Consider the following 23359-nt stretch of genomic DNA (forward strand, 5'->3'; position numbering starts at 1 on the left):
GATAAAGAAAGGAGATGAATCAAATGACAGAAAAAACCAAAGAAGCGATTTACGATGAAGTTCTTGAGGTTTTAGATAAACTTCGTCCTTTCCTACAACGTGATGGCGGTGACGTCGATCTAGTTGATGTGGAAGACGGAATCGTAAAACTTAAACTTATGGGTGCCTGCGGCAGCTGCCCAAGCTCAACGATCACTTTGAAAGCTGGTATTGAGCGCGCATTGGTTGAAGAGGTAGAAGGCATAACAGAAGTCGTACAGGTATTCTAATTACGACTATATCATAAAGAAGAGCTTACCTCTATGGTAAGCTCTTTTTGCTATGCCGCGTTCTATTTACGTTGTTTGAGCACGGGTATTGGCTGAATAGGATCCAACGCGCCAGAGATATCCATAATATTGCCTGTGATAAAATCCGAGTTAGGCGAGCAGAGGAAATCGATGACACGCGCTACATCCTCACCCGTTCCCGGTCGGCCAACAGGTGTTTCGCCATCAACTTCTAAGCGAGCTTCTTCCATGGTGCGTTCTTTGTTCTTCCCGCGAATGTCGCCCGGACAAATCATGTTCACCGTGATCCCATGCGCGGCTTCTTCTTCGGCTAATGTTTTGGTAAAGGAAACTAACCCTACTTTGGCAGCCGCATAAGCAGCTCTGTGCGTCCAACCTCTCGCTTCAGCCGCTTTCCCAAAGCCGAAATGGATAATACGCCCCCATCTGCGCTCTCTCATCATAGGCAGCACAAGATGATCCAACTCCATTACGCCGATCAGATTCCCTCGCATTAAATAGTCTATTTCGTCCATGCTGTAATCAGCGAAAAAACGCCGTTCACGAACAAAAGGCCCTGCGTTATTGACAAGTATATCTATCGGCCCCAACTGTGAGGCCGTTTCTTCAACCATGCGAAAGATGTCCTCGCGCTTGGCTACATCTCCCTGCACCGCGATGCTGCGAACGCCCATATCCTTCAATTGATGTACGAGTTCTGCAGCTTCCTTCTCACTTGTTACATAATTCACAGCAACCTGGCAGCCCTTCTTGGCTAAGGTCAATGCCGTCATTTTGCCCAGACCCTTGGCACTGCCTGTCACAAGCACTGTTCGACCTCTTAATGGCATGGTCCCCTACCCCTTTGTCACATATGCCGTGATATAAGTAAATGCTATTGTTAAGGTTCGGCATACCATGTCAAATCCCTGCTGCAAATCGGATAAATTCAGCTTCACATCCTCAATATGAACGCGTTCACCGAGCAGCGGCTCTTTCTGCATAAGATCGTCTAACATCTCAGCATTAATATAATGCATTTCCATATTACGTAGATTGCGGAGTCGTTCTAACGGCACTTTATACGTCATTTTGAGGGTATAAAGCTGCAGTTCTAACGAGCCATGAAGATGCTTCTCATGCATATGGCGGAGTACCGTAAAGTACGAAAATCGCGATTTCACGGTTTCGGTCTTCAGGGCGAAGAGGTCATTCATAAAGGTTCCTAGTTTATCAAAAACAGAAAAAAGACGGATGAACGCATTTTTGTAGAAATACACAAAGCGTTGATAATCATCTGTTTCTTGCGGAGTCATTTCTTCCAAATAGCCTTTAACAATCCGCTCACCATATCGCTCACAGCAATATTTGCTCTGTTCGAGCTCATCTAAGGCATCAATAAAACCCTTGCTCCATATCGCTTGCCGATGAAAGATCGAATGCACCGTGGAGAGGTGACTCTGTTCCGTTTCGATCTGTTTCATATAGGCTCTCACCGCATCGAAAGCTTCCAGCAGGAGTCCGCTGTCGATACGTTCCGGCTCATTAAATAACACACGAAGCATAAGATCACCTCCTTTTTATCCAAATAATAAGCGATCTCGCATAGCCCAGTTACTTCGTTAACGTCGTGGTCGTTGGTGCAGGTACAGGTGCCCGTTTGACGCYGGATGTACGATCACGCTGCACGAAAAACATCGCGGCTAACACACCTACGCCACCAAGATACTGACTTAACGAGATCGATTCTCCTAGAAAAAAGAAACCGCCAAGTGCAGCTGTAACCGGAAGTAAATACCCATAGGCCGATGCTTTGAAAGGCCCCAGTTTGGCTAAACTCCAATTGTGTAAGGAGAAACCTACCGCTGTTGCCAGCAATGAGGTATAGATTAAGCTAATCCAACCTGTCTGTGAGATCGCGGCGAAGTAAGCACCATCTGCACGCATTAGCACGAACGGTAATAAAGACAAGGCTCCAGCGGTCATTTCAAGTGAAATTAAAATCGGAAGCGGATACTTCACAACTAAACGGTTCATCCCAATGAGATAAATGGCTCCCATAAAACTGCGCATTAGCAATAGAATATCACCGCGAAATGTTTCACTGCCCAAGTGAAAGCCTTCGGCTCCCCCCGAGACAATGAGGATCACACTGCCGAGCGCCAAGGGAATTCCGATGAGAATTCGCCATGTAATCTTCACTTGCCTAGCCATGACGGCAATAAGCACTGTAATTACTGGCATAAAACCTCGCCCAAGTACGGCACCATTCGCAGCGTTGGAAAACTGTAAAGCATATTGCAGCAGTGCTTCCATCCCTACGGCATTAAGTATCCCTAACCCACAAATAAGCAGAAGATCACGACCCGCAATTTGGAAACGAAGTGACCGAGAACGATAATAGAAGTAAGTATAGACCCACAGGATCGGAATCATACTTGCGAAGCGCAGTCCATTAAAGACGAGACTGTCCCATTCTCTTCCGCCGATTTTGAGAGAAGCCAAATTGATCCCCCAAAGCAAATAGACCAATACAAATCCCAAATGTGGATAGATCGCCTTTAATCGTCCCGAGCTCATCACGCGAAATATTCCTTCCATCTACGGTCAACGAGTTCTACTATATCTTCCCGTGGGAACAGTTCATCTGGATAGCCCGGTTTCATCCGCGCGTCAATAACAATCGGAACTTCATATGCAATATGATGTCGGTTCACACTGGATTGCGCGTACATATCACTTGCAGGGTTAAACCGTGTGAACACCGTCCACAAGAATTTCGTTTGGTCATTCGCGATGTCACTGGCATCATCCACGAGGATGACCATAGGCCATTGCTTCAATCGGTCCGCTGCATTCGCAAGCAGACGCTGTGGCAGTTCTGGCTCCGCAGCATAGGAAGCGCCAGAAACGAGCAGACAGCCGCCGCAATAAACAGCGATATCATGAATCTCAGGCAGTTCGCCCTCTGTGTATGCCCTTGGCAGCTCGCGTACAGGGTCACCTGTGCCGAGCAGGACGGCCTTCGAGCCGTGGTTGAGCTGACCACCGGTATAATCCAAGGTATCATGCGATGTTTTATTAAATATAAACAGATCCCGCGCCGGATCGAAACGTTCTAATACAGTTTCTAACAGTTGTGAGAAGTTCGCTAAGGTCGTCGGACGATCCGTCACGATCAAGAACTTCGTGAGGGATAGCTGACCCTCACCGAGGATCCGGAACGCCGTGCCGAGCGCCTCACGGCTGTAGCTTTCGCGGACGACAGCGGCTGCGAGCGGGTGGAACCCGGTCTCGGCATACGTCCACAGGTCTTTCACCCCTGGCATCGCCATCGGGAACGCGGGCTCCAGCAATCTTTGCAAGAATTCGCCAAGGAAGTAATCCTCTTGGCGGGGCTTGCCGACGATCGTCGCCGGATAGATCGCGTCTTTGCGGTGCCACACATGATTCACGTTGAAAACGGGGAAATCATGGGTGAGTGAGTAATACCCGAAGTGGTCGCCGAACGGTCCTTCGGGGCGTCTGAGATGCGGCGGAACGGAGCCGCATATCGCGAACTCCGCCTCGGCTACGAGGCGGTGCCCCCCATGGGGATTCTCCACCATGGGCAGCTTCTGCCCGAGGATGAGCGAAGCGAGCATCAGCTCGGGCAGGTGCTCGGGCACCGGCGCAATCGCCGAAGCGATGAGCGCGGGCGGTCCGCCCAGGAACACGGTGACGGGCAGCGCTTGATTGCGCTTCTCGGCTTCGTGGTAGTGGAAGCCGCCGCCTTTGTGGATTTGCCAGTGCATCCCGGTGGTGAAGTCATCATACACCTGCATGCGATACATGCCCAGGTTATGATGACCGCCGTCTGGATGCTCGGTGTACACCAGCGGCAGCGTGACGAACGGGCCGCCGTCTTCTTGCCAACTCGTCAGGACAGGCAGTCCTGCCATCGGGTTGTCCTTCTTCAAGCCGCCGAGAATCGGCGCTTGATTCGGCTGGATCTTCTTCGTCCCGACTTTCATGAGGTCAAGGATAAGACCTCTTTCACCCCACAGCGCTTTGGGCGTAGGGGGCATCAACGAGTTCGTCGCGTTGATAACCGCTTTCATGAATTGCTCCGGCTTCGGACCGAAAGCCAGATCCACTCTTCTTGTTGTGCCGAAGAGGTTCGTCACGACAGGGAATGCGCTGCCTTTTACATTCGTGAACAGTAAAGCTGGCCCTTGCTCGTCGATGACGCGACGATGGATTTCTGCAAGCTCGAGATTCGGATCCACGGGAGCCGAGATTTCGATTAATTCATTTTCGCGTCGTAGAATCTCTAGAAACGCTCGAAGATTGGTTGGTACCATGGGAACTTCCACCTTTGTCTATGTAATGTTTACTCATTCTTTGGAGATGAAAAAGGAAATGGCCTTCCGTTAGAAGGCCTTGTTGTGCCTATGCCGCATGGTGCTGCTAGGCTTTGCGATCATATAGCGTGAGTACACACAAATAACATAAGAATCCAAACATACAAGCCACAATAATGGCATGAATCATACCTGTGAATAAATAGGCGACTTCATTCCCTAAGGACCAGGTTACGACTGCGCCGCTAATCACTTGAAGCGAAACGAGTATAAGTGCCCATTTGCTCCCGAACCAAAGTTTATCAGTCTTTTGATAATAGCGTCGCGCTTGCAGGTAAAGAAATAAAATACAAACAAAAAGCAGCAAAGCAGCAATCCGATGTGTAAATACAATTCCTGTCGCACCGCTAAGTTCTGGAATCACTTCGCCATTACATAACGGCCAGCCCGAGCAGCCACCAGAAGAAACGGTATGACGCACGAATGCTCCTAAATAAACAACGACGTAGCTATAAATCGTGGTAAACCAAACGATCACTTTAAAGCTAGTATGAATCTGCGTTGTGCGTACAAATTGTCCCCACGGAGTAAACACGAGTGCAAGCAGCAGGGAGAAAGCAAAGGCGAGCAAGGATAATCCGAAATGAAGTGCTAGGACAAGGGAAGATTGCGGCCAAACAACGGCCAACGCGCCCATTGCTGCTTGAACTAGGGTCATGACCACTGTTGCTGTAATAAAGAATTTTGCATCTCTACGCTTCACATATCGGAAAACTAAGTAAAACGTTGCAACAAGTATCATGGTCACAATACCTACAACTAAGCGATGGCTGTACTCGATAAACGAAGAAATGGTATGTGCTGGAATGAATTTTCCATGACACAACGGCCACTCGTCTCCACAGCCCCGACCTGCGTCAGCTTTGGTTACTAAGGCTCCCATAGCAAGAATTAGAAACATGCCGATGGCTGATAAATTAGCTAATCTTTGGATCCATTTTTGCATGATTGCACCTACTTTATGTCATATCTACTGAGGATCATGTCGAATACTGTAGTTCCGCTTTCAATTATATCTGTAATATGAAGGCATTTCCATTCGCAATTGTTACAAAGCTCCGAAACCACAAGGAATCGGTTTGTTGGCTTATCACCGAGATGCGCCCAACACTTGGAAAAAACATTATAGTGTGTGTAGTATGGAAGCATTTATTCCGAAGTGGGATTAGAAATGGAAAAAGACTGCCGTTAGTCCGATTTCTCCCAACTAAAACGATGATCGCATTCATCGGTAGACCGTTAGTCCGATTCTGCCGAACTATTTACCTATTTTTCTTGCTTGAAGGTAGTTTGGGGCGATTTAGTTCGGCGATTTCGGACTAATTAGGATTTAATGATGCGGACAGTGAGATTAGTTCGGTCATTTCGGACTAAATAGGCGTCGGTCGGGGATCAACGTAAAAAAAACCGCCTTCGGATTAAACCGACGACGGTGTTGCTATTCCTGCTATCCTCTATGCCTTACTCCTTCTAAGGAGCTAAAGCATTCGAAACTTCAATTGCACGATCAAGGAATTGCTCGATTTCCTCACGGGTTTTACGCAGCTTGCTAACGAACCGAACGACCTCTTGACCGTTGCGGAAAGCAATGAAACTCGGGATGCCTAAGATGTTCAATTGTTCACACAAATCCGGGAATTCATCGCGATCCAGTTCAATGAAAGTGAGACGGCCTTCATAAGCTTGCTCCACTGCTGGCATAAAAGGGTCAATATAGTGGCAATCCTTACACCAAGTCGTTTTGAAAATGGCGATGGTCGCACCGGATTGCGAAATTTGTTCTTGAAATTGTTGTTCAGTCGATACTTTACGCATGGGACACCTCATCACTTCTGGCATTTACTCTCTTATAGCATGTGAGAAAATCAGTGTCAAGCGACTGGTCCAGTAAAATAAAGTTCGTTACCCAAAACCCAGTAATTACAAGGTTCCAAAAAATGTTTTACTCTTATTAAGTTCGTTAGTATGGGAACTCTCCTCTGCCAACACGCTTAAAAGTTGGAAATTAAAGTTCGTTATTTTCGTTTACTATTGTAATCACAAATAAAAAAATGACCAAGACTTATTCTTGTCTTTGGTCATTTTTTTATTATTCAATTCATTGGGTCACACGATCTGTTTAAAAACCCTTATTTCCACATGTGTTATTTAATCAGTTAGTTGTAAGCTGTGCCCTCGTTAGATCATCATTTGGAACCATCTATCCCATTAGCGATGGAGTTACTGTGATCGTCGTAGGCCATGTACTCCGTTTGAGAGTCAGTTCCCATGAGGCTGTCTTCACCTTGTTAGCAGATTCTAGCACTAAACGGTACAAGCGATCTCCCCAAACCTTTTGGAGCTTTTCATCCGTCAATTCGATGATATCTACCTTGCATTTCACTTGAGGACCCGAGATAGAAATACATACCACTTCCTTGTTCTCAATAAAAAGCCATATCTCATTATTCTCATCGATCCGGGGCAGACAAGGAGTGATCAGATGCATACATACATCTCCGTATTCCTCCCGCAGAGCAACTTCCTCTGCAATGGTTACTTTAGATTCTGGCAAGCGATGAAGCGTTATTGTACGCAGCCATTTTGCTATGTCCGCTTCATCCGGATATGCCCCAGACAGATCTACCGACATCATGGCCTGATCTAGTTTTGTCTCATACTTGCAGGCTTTTGCCGAATATTTACGGCCTGCGAGTTGCTGATACCCGTTTATAGCGGGCAGGTTGTGATAGGAGGATTGCATGGTCCAGATCTCATACCTCCCTTCGGAGAAGGTTTGGGCCGTATACGTCCCCACTCCCGGGTCCACTAGAACTGGTTTGCCATCCAGATAGACGATGAATTGACCTATATCGTTATGGTTATGGTTTTCTGCATTGTGCCCGCCCTTGGCTGCGATATAGAAGCCTTCAGCCGTTCCACTAAACTCTCTGGCGGTCATGACCTGAAGGTCCGGCAGCCAGGCATCCGAAAGAAATATCTGATCTTCCCCAACCTCTGTCTGAATCCCGTCATAACAGGCGATCTCCGTTAGCTCTCGGTATAAAGAATCCGCTTGCAGCAACTTGCCCTGAAGACGACCCAGCTTGTGGAGATGCCTTCCAATCGCAGACAAGCTGCTGTTTCCAGTTCGTTCCCCATATCGATACAGGCATACGGGAATACCAAGATTGCGAGCAGCTCCATCAGCAAAGTTTACGAAGTAGTCGTCAGCTATGTACACCTTGGACATAAAGCGGCCTATCTCACGAATCAAAGACTCATCGAATATATCGATCCTTCCTCCACTTGCCACGTATAAATGTTCCAGACATTCAAACAAAGAGCCACCGGCGCGGTACCAGTACGAACTGCCCTCATCGCAACCGCCGTCCTTCGGGTAGTGTGCCAGGAACAAGTCCAATGTTCGCATTGCTTTGGTCACACAAGTTAAACGCTTATTCTGGTCAGATTCATGTAGTAGAATAACCGACAGACAATTAGAGGTACACCAAGGTGCCCAGTTGTTGATGCCGAAGGGATTTACCTCCAGCATCCACCAGAAATCGCTACGCGTAAGGTAAGGGGTGATGATACGCTGCTTCAATTCTCGGTGCATGCGGCTTACCAACAGCGGACTTACCTTAGCCAGGGGACGTTCCAATATATACAGAATCCAGGCCAGCAGCGCTCCTGTTTCACTTGCAAATAGATCAATGACTGGTTCATCGATATCAGTTATAGGTTCCATCTTACTTCTGGTCATATACAGATGAGCAGGAAGCACCCAGGTTGTTTCCTCGCAAATGGCCCAAATGCCGTTTACCAGATCATTCATGAATGTCCCTTTTCCCTCTAGCCACTCCCCCAGAGCCAGAGTCTGGAGTGCCCGTCGGCGGGCAAAATATCGGGATTCGTATAGTTTCCGATCACCACTCCTAGAAAACTCCATAAACAATGTAGCCGGCAAACACGGCCATTCATAATTCAAGTAACTCTCAGCGCGATTTTGCGCGTACTGCTTCAAAGCTTGAGGCAAGGCTCTTGCAACGCGATCAAGCGGAATCATCCGATCTACTGGCAGCAGCAAGTCATTCAAATTTCTGGCATAACGTTCAGTTAACATTTGATCCTCCATGTAGATTATTTATTTACGCTTATCAACAGCTTGTCAAAACAATGGTTGATGATGTCAGACCTTTCCCTTCCACCACAACCTCTATGGGTCCCTGTGTTATCCCGGCACGAATAACAGCCACGCACCTGCCTTTAAATGCTTTGCAACTGCTTGCTCTATAGCTGGTATTGCTGGTCAAGTCCCCGGAGATAACCCCAAGCAGATTTCCATGGCCTGTCACACCGACAGTTACCAGATTGGATGCATCCGGCACAAGAACCCCTTTCTCATCCACGATAGAAATTTCGATGACTGTATCCTCACGTTCTCCTCCCTGAAGAAGGCCATCTTGGCAGTACAACTGGATCTGCGAAGCTTGGCCTGAGGTAACAAGTTCACTTGTGCTGACAGGCTTGCCTCCTATATAACCCACTGCCTGCAGGATTCCAGGGGCATATTCAAGCTCCCACTCCATGGCAAAGGGATTGTTTGGTTCGGTTTTCCGCACACCAAGGGAATTGCCGTTGAGAAACAACTCCACCTGCTCACAATTCGTAAAGCAATAAGCCGTCTTGATGGCTGCGTTATCTTGGAAATTCCAGTGCAAATCCGCTTTTAGATAGCGGTAATGTTTAAATTTCTCTGCTTCTTTCGCTTTTACAGCCAAATGAAGGACCGGGGCATCGGACCAGATACTGGCTCTGTAGAAATATTCCCCATTGGGAGTGTCAGCGCTGTCCACCATGCCATATGCATAGCCGTGGCGTAATATCCGCTCTGCACATTTATGGGAGCTGGCCAACTGCGAGATATCGAAGGTATCCCCGAGATGGGCATCCTCTCCGAATCGATCAACGCCCTCTCCCATATAGTCATACCCAGCCCACAGAAACTGACCGATTGCATAATCCTGATCGCAGATAGCTTGCCAATGATGGGGCTCAAAGCCTGTCTCCGAGCCTAGAAGAATCCAATCGGGGTGTGACCGATGCAGGTTTGYATAGTAGGCACTTCCTTCCCGGTTAGATACATAATTGAACCCAGCCACATCCACTTGATCCATGATCCCCTCATAGATAGGAAGCATATGGCTGCCCTCTGCGCAAACCGTAATAGGTCGGGTCATATCTTCTTCTTTGCAGATCCCTACCAGCTTTTTCAGAATTTCAACGCCTTCCTTAAAATACAATTCCGGAATCTCATTCCCTACACTCCACATGATGATACTTGGATGATTTCGGCCACTGCGAATCATAGCACGCAGATCGGTATCATGCCATTGCTGAAAATCCAGATAATACCCATAAACATTTTTGCCATATGGCTGATCGCTGTACCCCCGTGTCCAACCAGCTTGCCACTCGTCGAACKCTTCATCCATTACCATAAGACCCAAGAAATCACAGGCATGATAAAACTCAGCGGGAAACGGATGATGCGCAGTACGAATCGCATTGACTCCGGCTCCCTTCAGTAGCTTCAATCTCTTAACCCAGGCTTTGGGCGGCACCGCTCCTCCGTATATTCCCACATCCTGATGCAAACAGACACCCTTCAACTTCAAGGAATCACCGTTAATCTCAAATCCTCTATCCTGGTGAAAAGAGAGCGTCCTAATGCCCAACGGGGTAATGCAGTCATCCACGAGTTCACCATCCGCCAAGAGTTTGGATTGAAGCCTGTACAGTTCCGGATGTGCCGGACTCCAGAGTAAGGGGCTGATCACCCGCAGCTTCTGTGTGAACTCATGCCTGCTGAATTGGGGGAGAATAGCCGAATCCCTTGCCTCCGCTACCACATTCCCCTTGTTATCTATAAGGGAGGTAACCAGTAAAGCTCTTTTTTTCACTTCACAATTATCTTTCATTCCCGTTCCTTGCCAGTTGAAGGCGTTCCAGACGGTATCCTGATATCGCTCAACGCGGACTTTCGTGTGAACCTGAAGCTCTGCCAGATCGGTATCGATTTTAACCGTATCGGTCCTGATCCCCCATTGCTCAATATGTAGAGAATTCATGGAAATCAAACAAACTTGACGATACAAGCCTGCCCCTGTATAAAATCGGGAATATGGCTGCAAGGAACTGTCTGCTCTGACAGCTATCCTATTCACCGCTCTTTCCTCTTGATGGACATAAGGAGTGATGTCATACCAGAAAGGGGTAAATCCGTAAGGGTGTTGCCCTAGATAGTGTCCATTCACCCACACCTGACTATGCATGGCAACACCGTCAAAAAGCAAATAGTACTTTTCATGATTGTTTCCAGAGGGTAATGTCAAGTTCTTCCGGTACCAGAGCACACCACTTTGTACAAAGCCATTAGCCTCATGGTCTTCAGAAAATTCGCCCTCAACAGAAAAATCATGTGGAATATCCAGTGTGCGCCAGGAGGAATCATCAAAATCCTCACGGTGAGCATCGGAGATATCTTTCGGACAAAACTTCCAGTCCTGACATAGAAATTGTACCTCTCTCGCTTCTAAATCCGAGGTTATCCGCTTCATATAAGATTCGAACATAGCAGTAAGACTCACGTTCATGACAAACCTCCGTAACCGTATTGTTAAAAATCCCAGGGCAGAAGGGTATTGCAGCTCTGCAGTCTCATGATCGACTCGTAGAGAAAATAATCCCCATATATCAGACTTTGGTTGGAGTAGAAATAGTTCCGATCTTTCTCATCCATGCTCCCTTCCCTATAAGCAGGCCCCACGCATCCATGCAAGAGGAAAGCATTACCCACGGGAAAGGCCGGGGCGCGATGGGTCTGGAGCAAATGGGAAATCATACGTTCCGCCAACACTCGCAACTCCCAATCGTCCTGAGCGTGCAGATACAATTCCAGAATGCCGCAACTTGCAATGGTCATAGCGGAAGTATCTACTGGAAGCCATTTATTCCGTGGTGCTGCAAAATCCCAAGGAGCATCTCCTACAGGAAGAATCGAATGTTTCCAATAATTCAGACAGCGCTGAGAAGCTTGAAGGAATTCCTCATTGCCCGTATACCGGTATGCTAGCGCAAAACCATAAATTGCCCACGCTTGCCCCCTGGACCAAGTAGAGGCATGAGAATAACCTTGCACACTACGCCCGCCAATCGGAATACCTGTATCGGGATTGAAATTATAAGAGTGATAGGTGCTGCCATCATCTCTAACGATGTTACATGCCAATTGACGAATATGAGCCTCCGCAGCATGCTTGTAGCGAGACTCTCCGGTTTCCTTGGCAGCCCAGAATAGGAGAGGCACATTCATAAGGCTGTCAATAATGACCTTCCCCTTCTTCTCTTCCCGGAATTCCGGCGTGTCTGTATCCCAGTCATTCCATGCGCGAATGTAGCTGCCCTTTTCCTGAAAACGGCCCAGCAGCGATTCTGCTGCCTTTAGCCCTATTTCCCTTGAAGATAGCGATCCGGTTAGTGCATAGTGATAGACTGCAGTGAGATGAAATATAAAACCTACATCATGATCCAGATTCAAATAACCCCGTTCTTTATTGACTGTCGGATCATTATTAACCCGCTCTATAAGAAACGGCATATACCGCTCATACTCACCTAACAGCAGATCATCCTGCAGCCCGGCGTATGCCAGCAATTGTAACCCTGGCCAGAAACCGTCTGTCCACTGTCCTTTTCCTGAAAGGGTGTACTTACCGTCCATGGAACCAACCGCAAAGGGAATGTCTCCATTGTAAAGCAGGCAGTTTCTGTATATTTTCATATTCATATCCCGCATCGCATTTTCATATCGATTTGGCTCATTTCGAACCAAACCAAGTTCCGGTTGAACAGTGTCCATATTCTTTTCTATCCTTCCATTTAGATTGCAGCAATTGTATTTTTTATCCTTTCACCGCGCCAAGGGTAACTCCTTTAACGAAATATCTTTGTAGAAAAGGATATAGAACCACAATTGGTAGGGCTGTCAAAATGACTGTTGCCATTTGGATAGAAATCGCAGGAGGCAAAGGGCGGTCAGAGTCATTCAAATTAAATAAATCGGACTGCCCTACAGAAACAACCTGCCGAAGAAGAACCTGAAGCGGCCACAATGTTGGTTTGTTTATATAAATAACTGCGGAAAAGTACTGATTCCAGTTGCCTACTGCATAAAACAAGGTAAATGTCGCAAGAGAAGCAGTGGAGAGCGGCAGCACAATTCGCCAGAAAATTCCCCAGTCGGAACAGCCGTCGATAACAGCAGACTCGATAATCCCTTCATCAATGCTTTCAAAGAATTCGCGGATGATGATGACATTGAAAGCAGATATGGCGCTGGGAATGATCAAGGCCCATAGACTGTTGATGAGTCCAGTTGCTTTCACTACTAGGTAAGTGGGAATAAGTCCACCTCCGAACATCATAGTGAATATGATCATCAGCATAATCCAGCGCCTGCCCGAGAAATTCCGCCGTGACAAAACGAAGGCTGTAAGTGTAGTAAGGATCATGTTAACCGCAGTTCCCATGATCGTAATAAAAATCGAATTGTTAAATGATTGAAAAAAGACACCTGTGTCAAAAATATATATATAAGAAGTGAAATCCCATGTTTTTGGCCAAAGAATAAAATCGCCGGACATCTGATCCTTTACATTCGCCATTGACATGGCGATAACGTGAAAGAAAGGGACAAGACATAAAAAGCAAAAAATTAACAAAAGTAACACATTAATCATGTCAAACCATCGGGAAGTCCATTTTTCTGTCATTCTGTAAGCTCCTCCACATCCAATTCCGAAAATAGTTCAATACAGCCCTCGTCCGTTTATTCGTCGAGCTACCTTGTTTGATCCGTATATGAGTACAAAACCGAGAACCCCTTTAAGCAAGCCCACAGCAGTTGCGAAGCTGAATTTGCCGCTAACCAACCCAGTGGAATATAGATAAGTCTCCAGCACATCTCCAACCACGCTAACTCGTGCGTTCAGCATGAGAAAAACCTGTTCGAAGCCTACATCCAGAACGTTGCCCAGACGCAATGTGAAGAGTATCATAATCGTACTGCGAAGGCCCGGGAGCGATACATGCCATATTTGCCTAAATCTCCCTGCCMCGTCCATCTTAGCCGCTTCGTACAGTTCCGGACTGATGCTTAGTAAGGCGGCCAGATAGATGATCGTTCCCCAGCCGGATTCTTTCCAAATCAGTTGGAGTACTAACATTAGCCGAAAATGGTCAGGATCAGAGAGCAGATTGAAATCTTGAATCCCCCATTGTCCCAGAAGAGTTGTAACACCGCCATTGCTGCTAAACATGAGGTAGAAAATACCTGCAATAACCGGCCAAGACAAAAAGTGAGGCAAATAAACAATCGTTTGGATTGACCGCTTCAACCAACTTCTACTCACTTCATTAATCATGATGGCCAGCACAATGGGAAATGAAAAAGCCAACACAATTTGATAGAAACTAATTACAAGGGTATTCCACATCACCCGAGGGATGGCATCGTTGGTGATGAGATTTGAAAAATGCTTCAGTCCCACCCACGGACTGTTCAGGATACCGCGAACAGGGTTGTAATCCTGAAAAGCAATCACGATACCTAACATCGGAATATACTTATAAATAATAAAATACAGGATACCTGGCAACACCATTAACCATAAATACCTTTCTCTCTTGAGTGTCCGCCAGAATCCAGTTCTCTTCGTTGCCGCTGAATCAGCATTCAATGCCAGAAGCTCTTGTCCATTCATTGCCGTGCCTCCTCAAAAGCATGCATGTTAAAATCTAATCCTTTGCAACAAGTCGTTGCATTTTACCAAAAACGGGACAGCCCTTGCCGTCCCGTCCACCTGAACATTATTTGGTTTGGCCTTGGCTAGCCACATAAGCTTCGTTCATTTCGTCGAGAATCTTTTGGCCTCCCTTTGCTTTCCAATCCGCTAACGCCTTATCGTAGCTTTCCAGCGACTGTTCTCCAGTGATTACTTTTACGATGCTTTCGAACAAATTTTTATTCAATTCTGTTCCTTTTTCCTTTAATGTCGGTGTAGGCACAAGCTTAAGCGCAGGATCGGAATATGGAGTTCCTGCTAATGCAGCTTTGTACGAAGCATTCTTGACATCCTGAAGCTCCTTGCTATCGTTGGGATTGTTCAATCCAGTGGCTTCACTCGGAGGATTCGTTATTAGATACAAAGAAGGACGTTCCTTGTTGCCTAGATCGGTATAAACAACCTTGCCGTCCTTCAGGTTATAATGTTCGCCTTCTTTTCCGTAATTTAATAATTTATACAAATCGGAATTCATATCAGCTGCCATCTGGTCATCAAGGAATTTCAGCATTCGTTTTACTTTAGCTACATCCTTGCTCTGCGTTGCCGGGATCGCTACAAAGCCGTTAATGCCCGACCCTTTGGCATATCCTTGGAAACCATTTGGTCCTTTAAGGGCGGGAATTGGCTCCCATTGAAAATTCGGATTGACAGCTCTGGCTTTGTTCAGCCTATCCGCGGAATAGGCATTCCAGGCAAAATCCCCAATTACACCTGCACGGCCGTTCAGAAAATCATCCTCTGCCTGGTTGCCTTTCATAATGACAAAATCCTTGGATAGGATGCCTTCCTTATACAGCTTAGTCAAGTATGAAAGTCCATCACGGAAATTAGGATGTGCTAGAACCGGATAGATTTTTCCGTCCGTATGCTTACTCCAGTTAATATTCGTAGGCGTGTTGAACGATCCGAGAAGAGAAACCGCCCCCAGGGTTCCTGATCCTGCATTAAACGCCAGGCCATACGTATCTTTTTTGCCGTTTCCATCCGGATCACGTTCCACGAATTGCTTCATTACCGCTTCCAGTTCATCGTATGTGGTAGGCATGGCCAATCCCAGCTTATCCAGCCAATCTTTGCGAATTGTCAGGGTGTGAGCCGCTTGAGAACGGAGTCTTGGCAGGCCGTATACATGACCTTTATAAGTAACTAAACCCAACGTTTCTTTTGGGATTTTAGCCAGATTTGGCGTATCCTTCTCATTAATATAGTCTTCGAGAGGCATGAACACGCCATTATCCAAATAGTTATACCAATTCTCGTCTAATCCGGGATAAACCGTTAGATCCGGAAGATCGCCGGAAGCAACCGCTACCCCTAGCTTGTTGTAGTAATCTGCAGCAGTCACGGGAATAAAGGTATAATCCATATTATATTTATCTTCCAAAATCTTCATCCCCGAGCTCTTGTCCGGTGGTGCAGCTGAATACAGTATCGTCATGGCCGACACTTTGATTCTTTTGGAAGTATCGCCATTGTTGCTGGCAGCAGATTGTGCCTTCGTTGGCTCTGCATCAGAGCCCTTGTTATTCGAGTTATTCGAGCAAGCTGTCAGAAGTGATGTTAACACCAACATGGATGCTAGTGGCAAAGCAATCTTTTTTTTCATCTGGCAAATAAACCTCCCTTTAATAATCGAGCTTTATTATCACATTTTTCGCCATCGGCCGAATGGATGCTTTTACTTTACCCTACTGTTTGATTAGCAAGCAATGAAACTCTTTTGACCTCAGTTTTTCTATTGTGTACACTTACTTTTTGCAAATAAGATTCACATTCTGCAAAAAACGTTCATGTTCAATGGTAACTTGTTGCACCAAATTAAGAACTCATTGTATGATAAAAAAGACGGCTCCGTTCCATAAGTTAATGGAATGAGTCGTCTTTTTATTGATCTTAACTACCTTGCATTCAGTACTGCTCGAGCATCACGCAACAGGTAATTAGCCGCCTCTTGTGTAATATGCTTCCCGCTTTGAGCCTCAACTTCATTGATGAATGGTTGCAAATGATCTCCGCTTAACTTTTTTTGCAAGCTCTTGACTATGCCATCATTGTCAATCCAATTTTTGTCCCCAAAGATAGTCACCAATTGTTTTAGCCCATCGACACTGGCACTTGTCCGGAACGTCCAGGTTGTATTCGTTGTATTCCCTGCTAAATCGCTCGCATAAACAACAAGCGTATGTGAGCCCAACTGCAGCGAATAAAGATCAATAGGGTCACCAAGGTGATAAACATGGGTATCCAGTGTTGCCATTGTCTTGCTTGAATCCACTCCGGAGCTTCTATCGCTCAGTGTAATCAAAGGCAGTAATGTTTCGGCAGAGCTTAAACGATATACGCTGTTCGTTACCGTGATCGCCGGAGCCTCAGTATCTATGTTAAATGTTACGGTTTGGGCAGCCTCCACCTTCCCTGCCTTATCAGTCGAGCGGTAGCCTACCCTGTAGGCTCCATCCTTATCAATTATCACGGGTTGGTTATACGTTAACCACGTTGCACCATCATCGAGACTATATTCCGTCTTTACCAGCGTTGAAGAACTGTCCGATGCACTCAGGCTTAGTGTTACAGGATCCACGTACCAATCATTTTTTCCATTCGACTGTTCTGGCGTGAGCGTGGCGTTCGTGGCGGGCAGCTTGGCGGGAACGGCAACCGTCGCACCGTCATCAACCAGAACCCAGTCAATTTTGCCACTCCAGGTGCTCGTAAGAGCACTAATACGGTAATTCCATCGGTACGATGGCTGGATCATGAGTCGCTCAATGGTACCTGTCCAGGCCGGTATTGTCGACATATCCAGCACGTAGTCGACCATTCCACTTCCCGGTACCAGCGGGAAAACAATCCCTCTTCCGTCCACTTCATTGCCGGCAGGCCAACCTTTCTCCGGGGTGTCGAATGCAGGAGCTTCACTCGTCGTAAACAGCAGATAAGCGGTGAACCGATTGTCGGGATTGGACATGCGGATATGCACATAGCGCTGCGTGGCCGCATCGATTCCCAAACCGTTTGGAGAGAGAAGGGCTGGCTCGTATGCGCCGCTTCCAACGATCTTTCCATTCGATACCGTAACGGGTTTATATCCCTTGTCTATCGGAGTTGCTTCGAACTGTGTAGCAGAATAAGTGCGGAATTTCATGCTGCGTTTGGATGATCCCTCTGGACCGCGCCAGATGCCTCTGCCATCAACACTGTAATAAACGTTCCCTTGAARGTATCGACCTGTGTCGTCATAAGCAATGCCATAGTTGCCCCCGTTTGGAACCACATAGGGACTGAAAATTTGCCAGCTGTAAAGCTCATTAGGATCAAGTCCCGTAAGCCTCGGATATACGCTGATAAAGTTCCCCGTCGTAGTAACTGCACTTGGTGGAACTGCTCCTGTGAACAACACCTTGTCATGGGAATCCGCCACTTTAATGTAAAGAGCGCCAGCTGGTGTACCTGTCTTATACACCCATACGTCCAGTTGAGCCAATGTGCCTGTTGACACCCGGAAGGTTTGGGAACGGGCTTTATTCCAGTTGATGTCTGCTACCTTGCTGGCGCTCCAATCCCCGTTGTTAATGTCGATTTGCGGATCAAGCGGGCGAATCCCGTCCGAGCCCTTGCTGATGTCAGGGTTAATCTTCCATCCCCCGTCGCTGTCAAAGTCCCAGCGAGGACCCGCAGGTTTGGCAAATTGCACAGAGTCAATCCTCACCTCGCCAGCGCCTGTACTCGTACCTAGTTCTATTCGAATTTGGTCAATTGTTCCAACCCAGCCTTCAGCTTCAGTAACCGGAATGAGAATGTCGACAAAGCCTTCCGTAAGTCCTTGCATTTCGCGGGGGTTTACTTGGAAACTAACCGCTCGATCCTCAGAAAAGATTTCATCATCCGCCCGAAAAAGGAGGCGACCTGAGCTTATACCACTGCGGTTAGCAAGACGGAGGCGAATGGCACTGCTTCCCGCCGCCTCAATGCCTAAGGACGGCGGAGAGGTCAACGTTGCACCGGCCGAAGTCGTTCCGATGGCAAGCCAGCCAGCTTTCACCTGGATGGGGCTATTCGAAGTCCAGCCTTGGGCATCGTTGTCGACTGAAAAATTCCATTCTCCGAGCGTGTCTTGAGAAAGAGCTTCGCCCGTGAAGCTAACGGATGGCGTCCAACTGACTGCAGGTCCCCCAGCCGGCGCCACGAAACGAATGACATCTCCCGGCTGCACGGCGATATCGTCCGCGATCAGCACAGTCCCTTGCACAGTTGTCGTAGCGGTTGCAACTTCGGCCCCATTAACAGTGATGCGTACGTCCGAGGTTCCTGACCAAGCGACTGGGTAACTCCGAATGGCAATTTTTCCAGAACGCGGAGCAGTCCAGGCAAGCTCGGCGGAGGAACCTAGGCTGGGGGTGAGTTCGAAACGTGAAATAGCCACATCACCGTCCCTGTATGTCCCAGAAGCGGAATCCAGCGTCAGGTCCGACCAACCTGTAATCGTCGAGCGCTGGTAAGACCACAGGCTGGACGAATTGCCATAGTCAGCAGAAGATTGCGATATCCATTCAGCTTTCTCAAGCTGAAGATTGTTTGTAACGGTGAGCGCTGAGGCAGTTCCCMTCAGGTGTGCCGTCAGAAATGCATACGGCTCGTATGCGATGTTGTCTGCGATTACTGCATCCGGGACGATGCCATTGCCAACTTGGGCAATGGCCCCGCCACCTGGATACGGAATATTATGAATATAACCGTTCCGAACGAAGACATTGGCCCGAATCGAATTCTCAGTGGAATAGTCGTTGGAACCATGAATCGCTAAATATTCAATGCCACCACCATAATTGTCTGCAAAATAATTGCCCGCGATCAAAACCTTGTTGGTGCCTGCTTCGTGATCGATGGCCACCATGTCCGGATTCTCGGTATTCGGAGTGTTGACAAAGATATTGTTGGCAACAACAACGTCTTTAACCGTTCCCAGATAAAGAGCTGCGGTACCCGAATTTGTACGGCATCCTGCGGAACCGTCAAACACGGAGTTACGAATCATCACCGAGGAGGCGGATGCAACTGAGAGACTGTCGGGGCAACCGGCATCTGTCTGAGCGAATACTTGGGATGGATCAGGGTTGTTGTTGTCGTCGTCATGCTGAAAAAGCCCCTCAATCAACACATTGCGAAAAATCCGATTGGCTGCATTATCAGGTGAAGCCACAGAAGCCGGGTTAGTGACTGTCCCTTGACTGGCAAATACGATGCCGTGGGCGTTGTGGGTAGTTTCGATGTTGCGCAGCGTTATGCCATCTATTGCGGTATCTGTTCGTGCCAGATTTGTTAAGTTGCGAACGAACATTCCTGCAACACGATTGTCGTGAATGTAGAGGTCTTCAAAGATGACATTGCTGTTGTTAAGAGTCGAAAAATCCACACGCAGCCCGTACTGAAAAGCCCCTTTTCCATCGGCAGTTGTGTCACCAATGTCCAAATTTCTTACAATCACGTTACTTGGATTGGCGATTATCATGGCGGCGTTTGTGCCGTTAGAGATAAATCGTGGACGAGGGCCTTGGCCATAAGCTTCAATGGTGATGCGCTCCGAGAGTGTACCCTTTAGATTGGCAATACTGACTTGCTCCGCGAAGCTGGTTCCCCGGGCGATGAGAAGATGGTCACCAGGGCCAAGAGTAAGTCTGGCAAGTGGAGCGAAGCTGCACCAGGGCGCATTGGAATCAGTACCGGCCCCATCGTCTGAGCACGTGGTTGCTGCACGGTTGTCGATGTAATAGGATTGTGCAGCTGCTTTCACCAGATTTGGAAGCGCTAACAATGAACTCAATAGCAAAATAAATACAATTGCCGCCATAAGCTTTCTTCTTGCACTTGCAAAGTCAGTTAAAGCTAAGTGTTCGACCGTTTTCAGATTAGTTTCCTCCTTAGAGTAAATTACCTGTAAAAAAAGATGTTTGTGCCTCCCGATCCCGCCGACTGATTAGCCTGCCTGCGCCAGCATCTCGAACTCTCACCTCCTTTTTAATCTTTCTGAAGCAACACATTCAACATTACCCATCTTGTGCATGACACGCAATGAAACTGTTTTGATGGTACATTTCCTACCGGGATGGGGCATTCGCAAGAAAAGTTCATTTTTCTCAAAAGATGTTCATGTACTTGGGGCAAAAAACCGCTCCTCTCATGTTGACCCGTTTCTTGCTTCAAGATATGCTTAACTAATCATTTGAACTAAGGAGATGGCTATGTGAAGTATTGGGCAACACGTTTTTTTCAATTAGCGTTCACACCTAAGCTGAAAACCAAAATGCTGGCCTATCTACTCTTGTTATCGAGCATTCCGGTTGCCCTAATGGGCTTCGTCTCTGCATACAATACCTCAAGGATCATTCGGGAGCAGGCGGTTGAATCGAATGCCGTACTGCTCAAGCAGACAGAAAAAGAATTGAATATGTTCTTCAAGAAGATCGATGATCTGATGCTCCAATATACATATGCCTCTTCTAACTCAACCCTATTGCTTAAGCGATTTGTCGATGAAGATTTATCTAGCGGGAATTGGAAAACAGTGATGGATTTGAGCGAAATTCTCGTCAAGTTGCAAAGCGGGATGGAGCATGTACTAGAACTTGATTTCTATTCTGTCCCTTACGGCAAAGTATTGAGTTCCCATGGCAATATCTATACGGAAGAAGAGTTTGTCGACCCGGTGGCTATCAGTGAAGCTAAGAAATTAACTTACTCCAACCGTTTTCTTAATCTTCGCATGTCCATTTCCAACCAAAAAGTTCTGGAGAGGCCTGTTTTAACCATTATCAAACCAATCCTGCTAAACAATCAGGTGAATGCCGCCCTTATCGTCTATCTGGATGCCGCTTCCATCAGCAGCTATAAACTGGCTCCACCTTCCCCGTATGAAGGCTCTACACTTTTCGTCACGGATGAGCAAGGCAAGATTATTTTGCATTCCCAAACCTCCCGAATCGGTACTTCGGCTGACGAAGCTGTTGTTAAGAAGATTAAGGAGACTGCCACTTCGGATTGGATTATTCATGATAAAGTAAGTATCAGCGGTACTGTTTCCAATACCGTGATGCTGCGCTCAGATTCGAGGAATTGGTTTTATTTTGCTACTGTTCCTGAGAAATCGTTTATTACAAAAGCTAACAGCCAACGCAATACCATATTTGCTATCAGTTTAGTACTAGCCTTAAGTGGCTTGCTTATCGGCTATCGTGCGTCCAATGTGCTGTACCGGCCGCTCAAGGACCTGACCAATAAGGTGAAGCCTGCGGCGATGAAGACGAATATGGACACAGACGGCGATGAAGTAATATGGTTGGACCGCTATCTGGAGAGTATCGCTTTTGAGAACAGACAACTCTTAAATGAGATGAGTATTTATTTTGATCAAGCCAAGCATTTTATGCTCCACCAATTGCTCGTCGGAAGCATGCCTCATCAGAATTTTCTGCTTGACGAGCAGGAAGCGTTTCCCTACGAATGCTTCTTCATCCCTCTCTTGGTATTGGATTTGAACCGAATGAGGATGATGGAGAGCTATTCCCGTCAAGATTGCTCCCTGTTTTATTATGCGGTAGATAACATCACCAAAGAACTACTAAGTGAGTACGGTAAACCGCAGGTTATCATGATTCAACCGGGAATGTTCGTAGCCATCGTCCCCATGGCAAACCTGCTGACACAAGAGGAACTACGTGGTCTGGGTCGCAACCTTCAGGACGCGCTTCATAAGTATCTAAAGCTGGATTCCTATATCACCGTCAGCTATTCTGAAACTGGAACGGACGGCTTGCACGAAGCCTATGAGGAAGCCTCCGACCTTTTGCGTTACCGATTTCTTGCCGGGGATAACCAGGTATTGTTGATTCATGATCTGGAATTTTCCGTTTCCATGCAAGCAGATGTCTTGTTTCACAGTGATAGCGAAATTGCCGCTGCCATCTGTTTACAAAAATGGAATGAAGCGGAAGAAATCTTCCAGACGCTGATCGATGCACTTCAAGAATCATTCAATATTTCTGAGGATTTATTGCGCGGCTACTTTCCTCAATTAGTCAATACGATAGTAAAATCCTTAAGATCAGCGCCACAAGGTCCTTTCGATGATAATAAAGTCCAAGAGCTTATGCTGCATCTTTCCGAGTGCAGTACGCTTGATGAAATCGGGTTATTTTTTCGAAACCGTGTGTTTGCCGTGCTGCGCCAAGAATACAAGGAAACTGGAGCATCTTCTAGCCGCATCCAACTTGTGGAGCAGGTTCAGGCTTTCATTCAAAATCATTATGATACGGATCTTTCCTTGCAACAATGCGCAGAACAAACCGGTCTTAACTCTTTTGAATTAAGTCGCTTATTTAAACAAGTTACAGGAGTTAATTTTATTGATTACCTGATTGAGTTTCGGATGGAGAAAGCTAAGGAGTACCTTGCCGATCCAACTATGAAGATCCAGGATATTGCAGATAAACTGCGCTATACCTCTATTCAAGGATTTATGCGGGCCTTTAAAAAATCAACGGGGATGACTTCCGGTCAATACCGCGATAAATTTAAAGCTTGAGAATAGTGCACACATTTTGACTTTTATTTATTCGCAGTCCGCAGTCCCAGCAAAGAGAATTTTCTGTCAATTGCAAGTAAAACAATAGGTATTTAATTAAACTTAACTTTATTTTATTCTCCTTGTGCCCATCCGTATCGACAAAACAAGTCGTTACCCGCTCCAAGAGGCGGGTTATCGTTCCAATCAATAGCTTAACGTCCCCGCATTTCCAGCTCA

15 protein-coding genes are annotated in these 23359 nt (G+C 46.8%); 2 read left to right on the plus strand and 13 right to left on the minus strand.

Annotation, left to right across the window (positions count from 1 at the left end):
* Positions 1–23 precede the first annotated feature (23 nt).
* A complete protein-coding gene (locus AC1DLM_RS14080) occupies positions 24–269 on the plus strand; it encodes a NifU family protein (protein ID WP_028558591.1) in 246 nt (81 codons plus the stop codon).
* 62 nt (positions 270–331) lie between these two features.
* Here AC1DLM_RS14080 and AC1DLM_RS14085 read toward each other — a convergent pair whose 3' ends face one another.
* From AC1DLM_RS14085 to AC1DLM_RS14145, 13 genes are all read right to left on the minus strand, one after another.
* Positions 332–1120, minus strand: a complete 789-nt coding sequence (locus tag AC1DLM_RS14085) for an SDR family oxidoreductase (protein WP_441988653.1) — start codon at positions 1118–1120, stop codon at positions 332–334.
* A gap of 6 nt (positions 1121–1126) precedes the next feature.
* Complete coding sequence (locus AC1DLM_RS14090) at positions 1127–1834, minus strand: Cthe_2314 family HEPN domain-containing protein (protein WP_171631951.1); 708 nt, start codon at positions 1832–1834, stop codon at positions 1127–1129.
* A 49-nt stretch (positions 1835–1883) separates the two neighbouring features.
* On the minus strand, positions 1884–2849 hold the full coding sequence (locus AC1DLM_RS14095) for a DMT family transporter (RefSeq protein WP_477570318.1): 966 nt from the start codon (positions 2847–2849) through the stop codon (positions 1884–1886).
* Positions 2849–4612, minus strand: coding sequence for a UbiD family decarboxylase (locus tag AC1DLM_RS14100; protein ID WP_171631954.1), 1764 nt, complete (start codon positions 4610–4612; stop codon positions 2849–2851). Before AC1DLM_RS14100 ends, AC1DLM_RS14095 begins: the two co-directional genes overlap by 1 nt.
* Positions 4613–4718: 106 nt before the next feature.
* Positions 4719–5618 carry a COX15/CtaA family protein gene (locus AC1DLM_RS14105; RefSeq protein WP_477570319.1) on the minus strand — a complete coding sequence of 300 codons (900 nt, stop codon included), beginning with the start codon at positions 5616–5618 and terminating at the stop codon, positions 4719–4721.
* Between the two features lie 524 nt (positions 5619–6142).
* Complete coding sequence (locus tag AC1DLM_RS14110; protein WP_441988649.1) at positions 6143–6487, minus strand: thioredoxin family protein; 345 nt, start codon at positions 6485–6487, stop codon at positions 6143–6145.
* A 385-nt stretch (positions 6488–6872) separates the two neighbouring features.
* Positions 6873–8777: a heparinase II/III domain-containing protein gene (locus tag AC1DLM_RS14115; protein WP_441988648.1), complete on the minus strand. Its 1905-nt coding sequence runs from the start codon at positions 8775–8777 to the stop codon at positions 6873–6875.
* Positions 8778–8811: 34 nt separating this feature from the next.
* The gene (locus AC1DLM_RS14120; protein ID WP_477570320.1) at positions 8812–11310 is read right to left on the minus strand and encodes a glycoside hydrolase family 2 TIM barrel-domain containing protein; all 2499 of its coding nucleotides are present in this window, start codon (positions 11308–11310) and stop codon (positions 8812–8814) included.
* Positions 11311–11333: 23 nt separating this feature from the next.
* A complete protein-coding gene (locus AC1DLM_RS14125) occupies positions 11334–12575 on the minus strand; it encodes a glycoside hydrolase family 88 protein (protein WP_441988646.1) in 1242 nt (413 codons plus the stop codon).
* Positions 12576–12618: 43 nt separating this feature from the next.
* The gene (locus tag AC1DLM_RS14130) at positions 12619–13488 is read right to left on the minus strand and encodes a carbohydrate ABC transporter permease (RefSeq protein WP_441988645.1); all 870 of its coding nucleotides are present in this window, start codon (positions 13486–13488) and stop codon (positions 12619–12621) included.
* A 36-nt stretch (positions 13489–13524) separates the two neighbouring features.
* The gene (locus tag AC1DLM_RS14135) at positions 13525–14478 is read right to left on the minus strand and encodes an ABC transporter permease (protein WP_477570321.1); all 954 of its coding nucleotides are present in this window, start codon (positions 14476–14478) and stop codon (positions 13525–13527) included.
* Positions 14479–14584: 106 nt separating this feature from the next.
* Complete coding sequence (locus AC1DLM_RS14140) at positions 14585–16168, minus strand: extracellular solute-binding protein (protein WP_477570322.1); 1584 nt, start codon at positions 16166–16168, stop codon at positions 14585–14587.
* A 291-nt stretch (positions 16169–16459) separates the two neighbouring features.
* Entirely contained in the window at positions 16460–20410 is a 3951-nt protein-coding gene (locus AC1DLM_RS14145; RefSeq protein ID WP_477570323.1) for an OmpL47-type beta-barrel domain-containing protein, read from the minus strand.
* A 393-nt stretch (positions 20411–20803) separates the two neighbouring features.
* Between AC1DLM_RS14145 and AC1DLM_RS14150 the strand changes: the two genes are divergently transcribed.
* Complete coding sequence (locus tag AC1DLM_RS14150; RefSeq protein WP_477570324.1) at positions 20804–23140, plus strand: helix-turn-helix domain-containing protein; 2337 nt, start codon at positions 20804–20806, stop codon at positions 23138–23140.
* The last annotated feature ends 219 nt before the right edge of the window (positions 23141–23359 follow it).

Source organism: Paenibacillus sp. 01T442, from assembly GCF_056398345.1.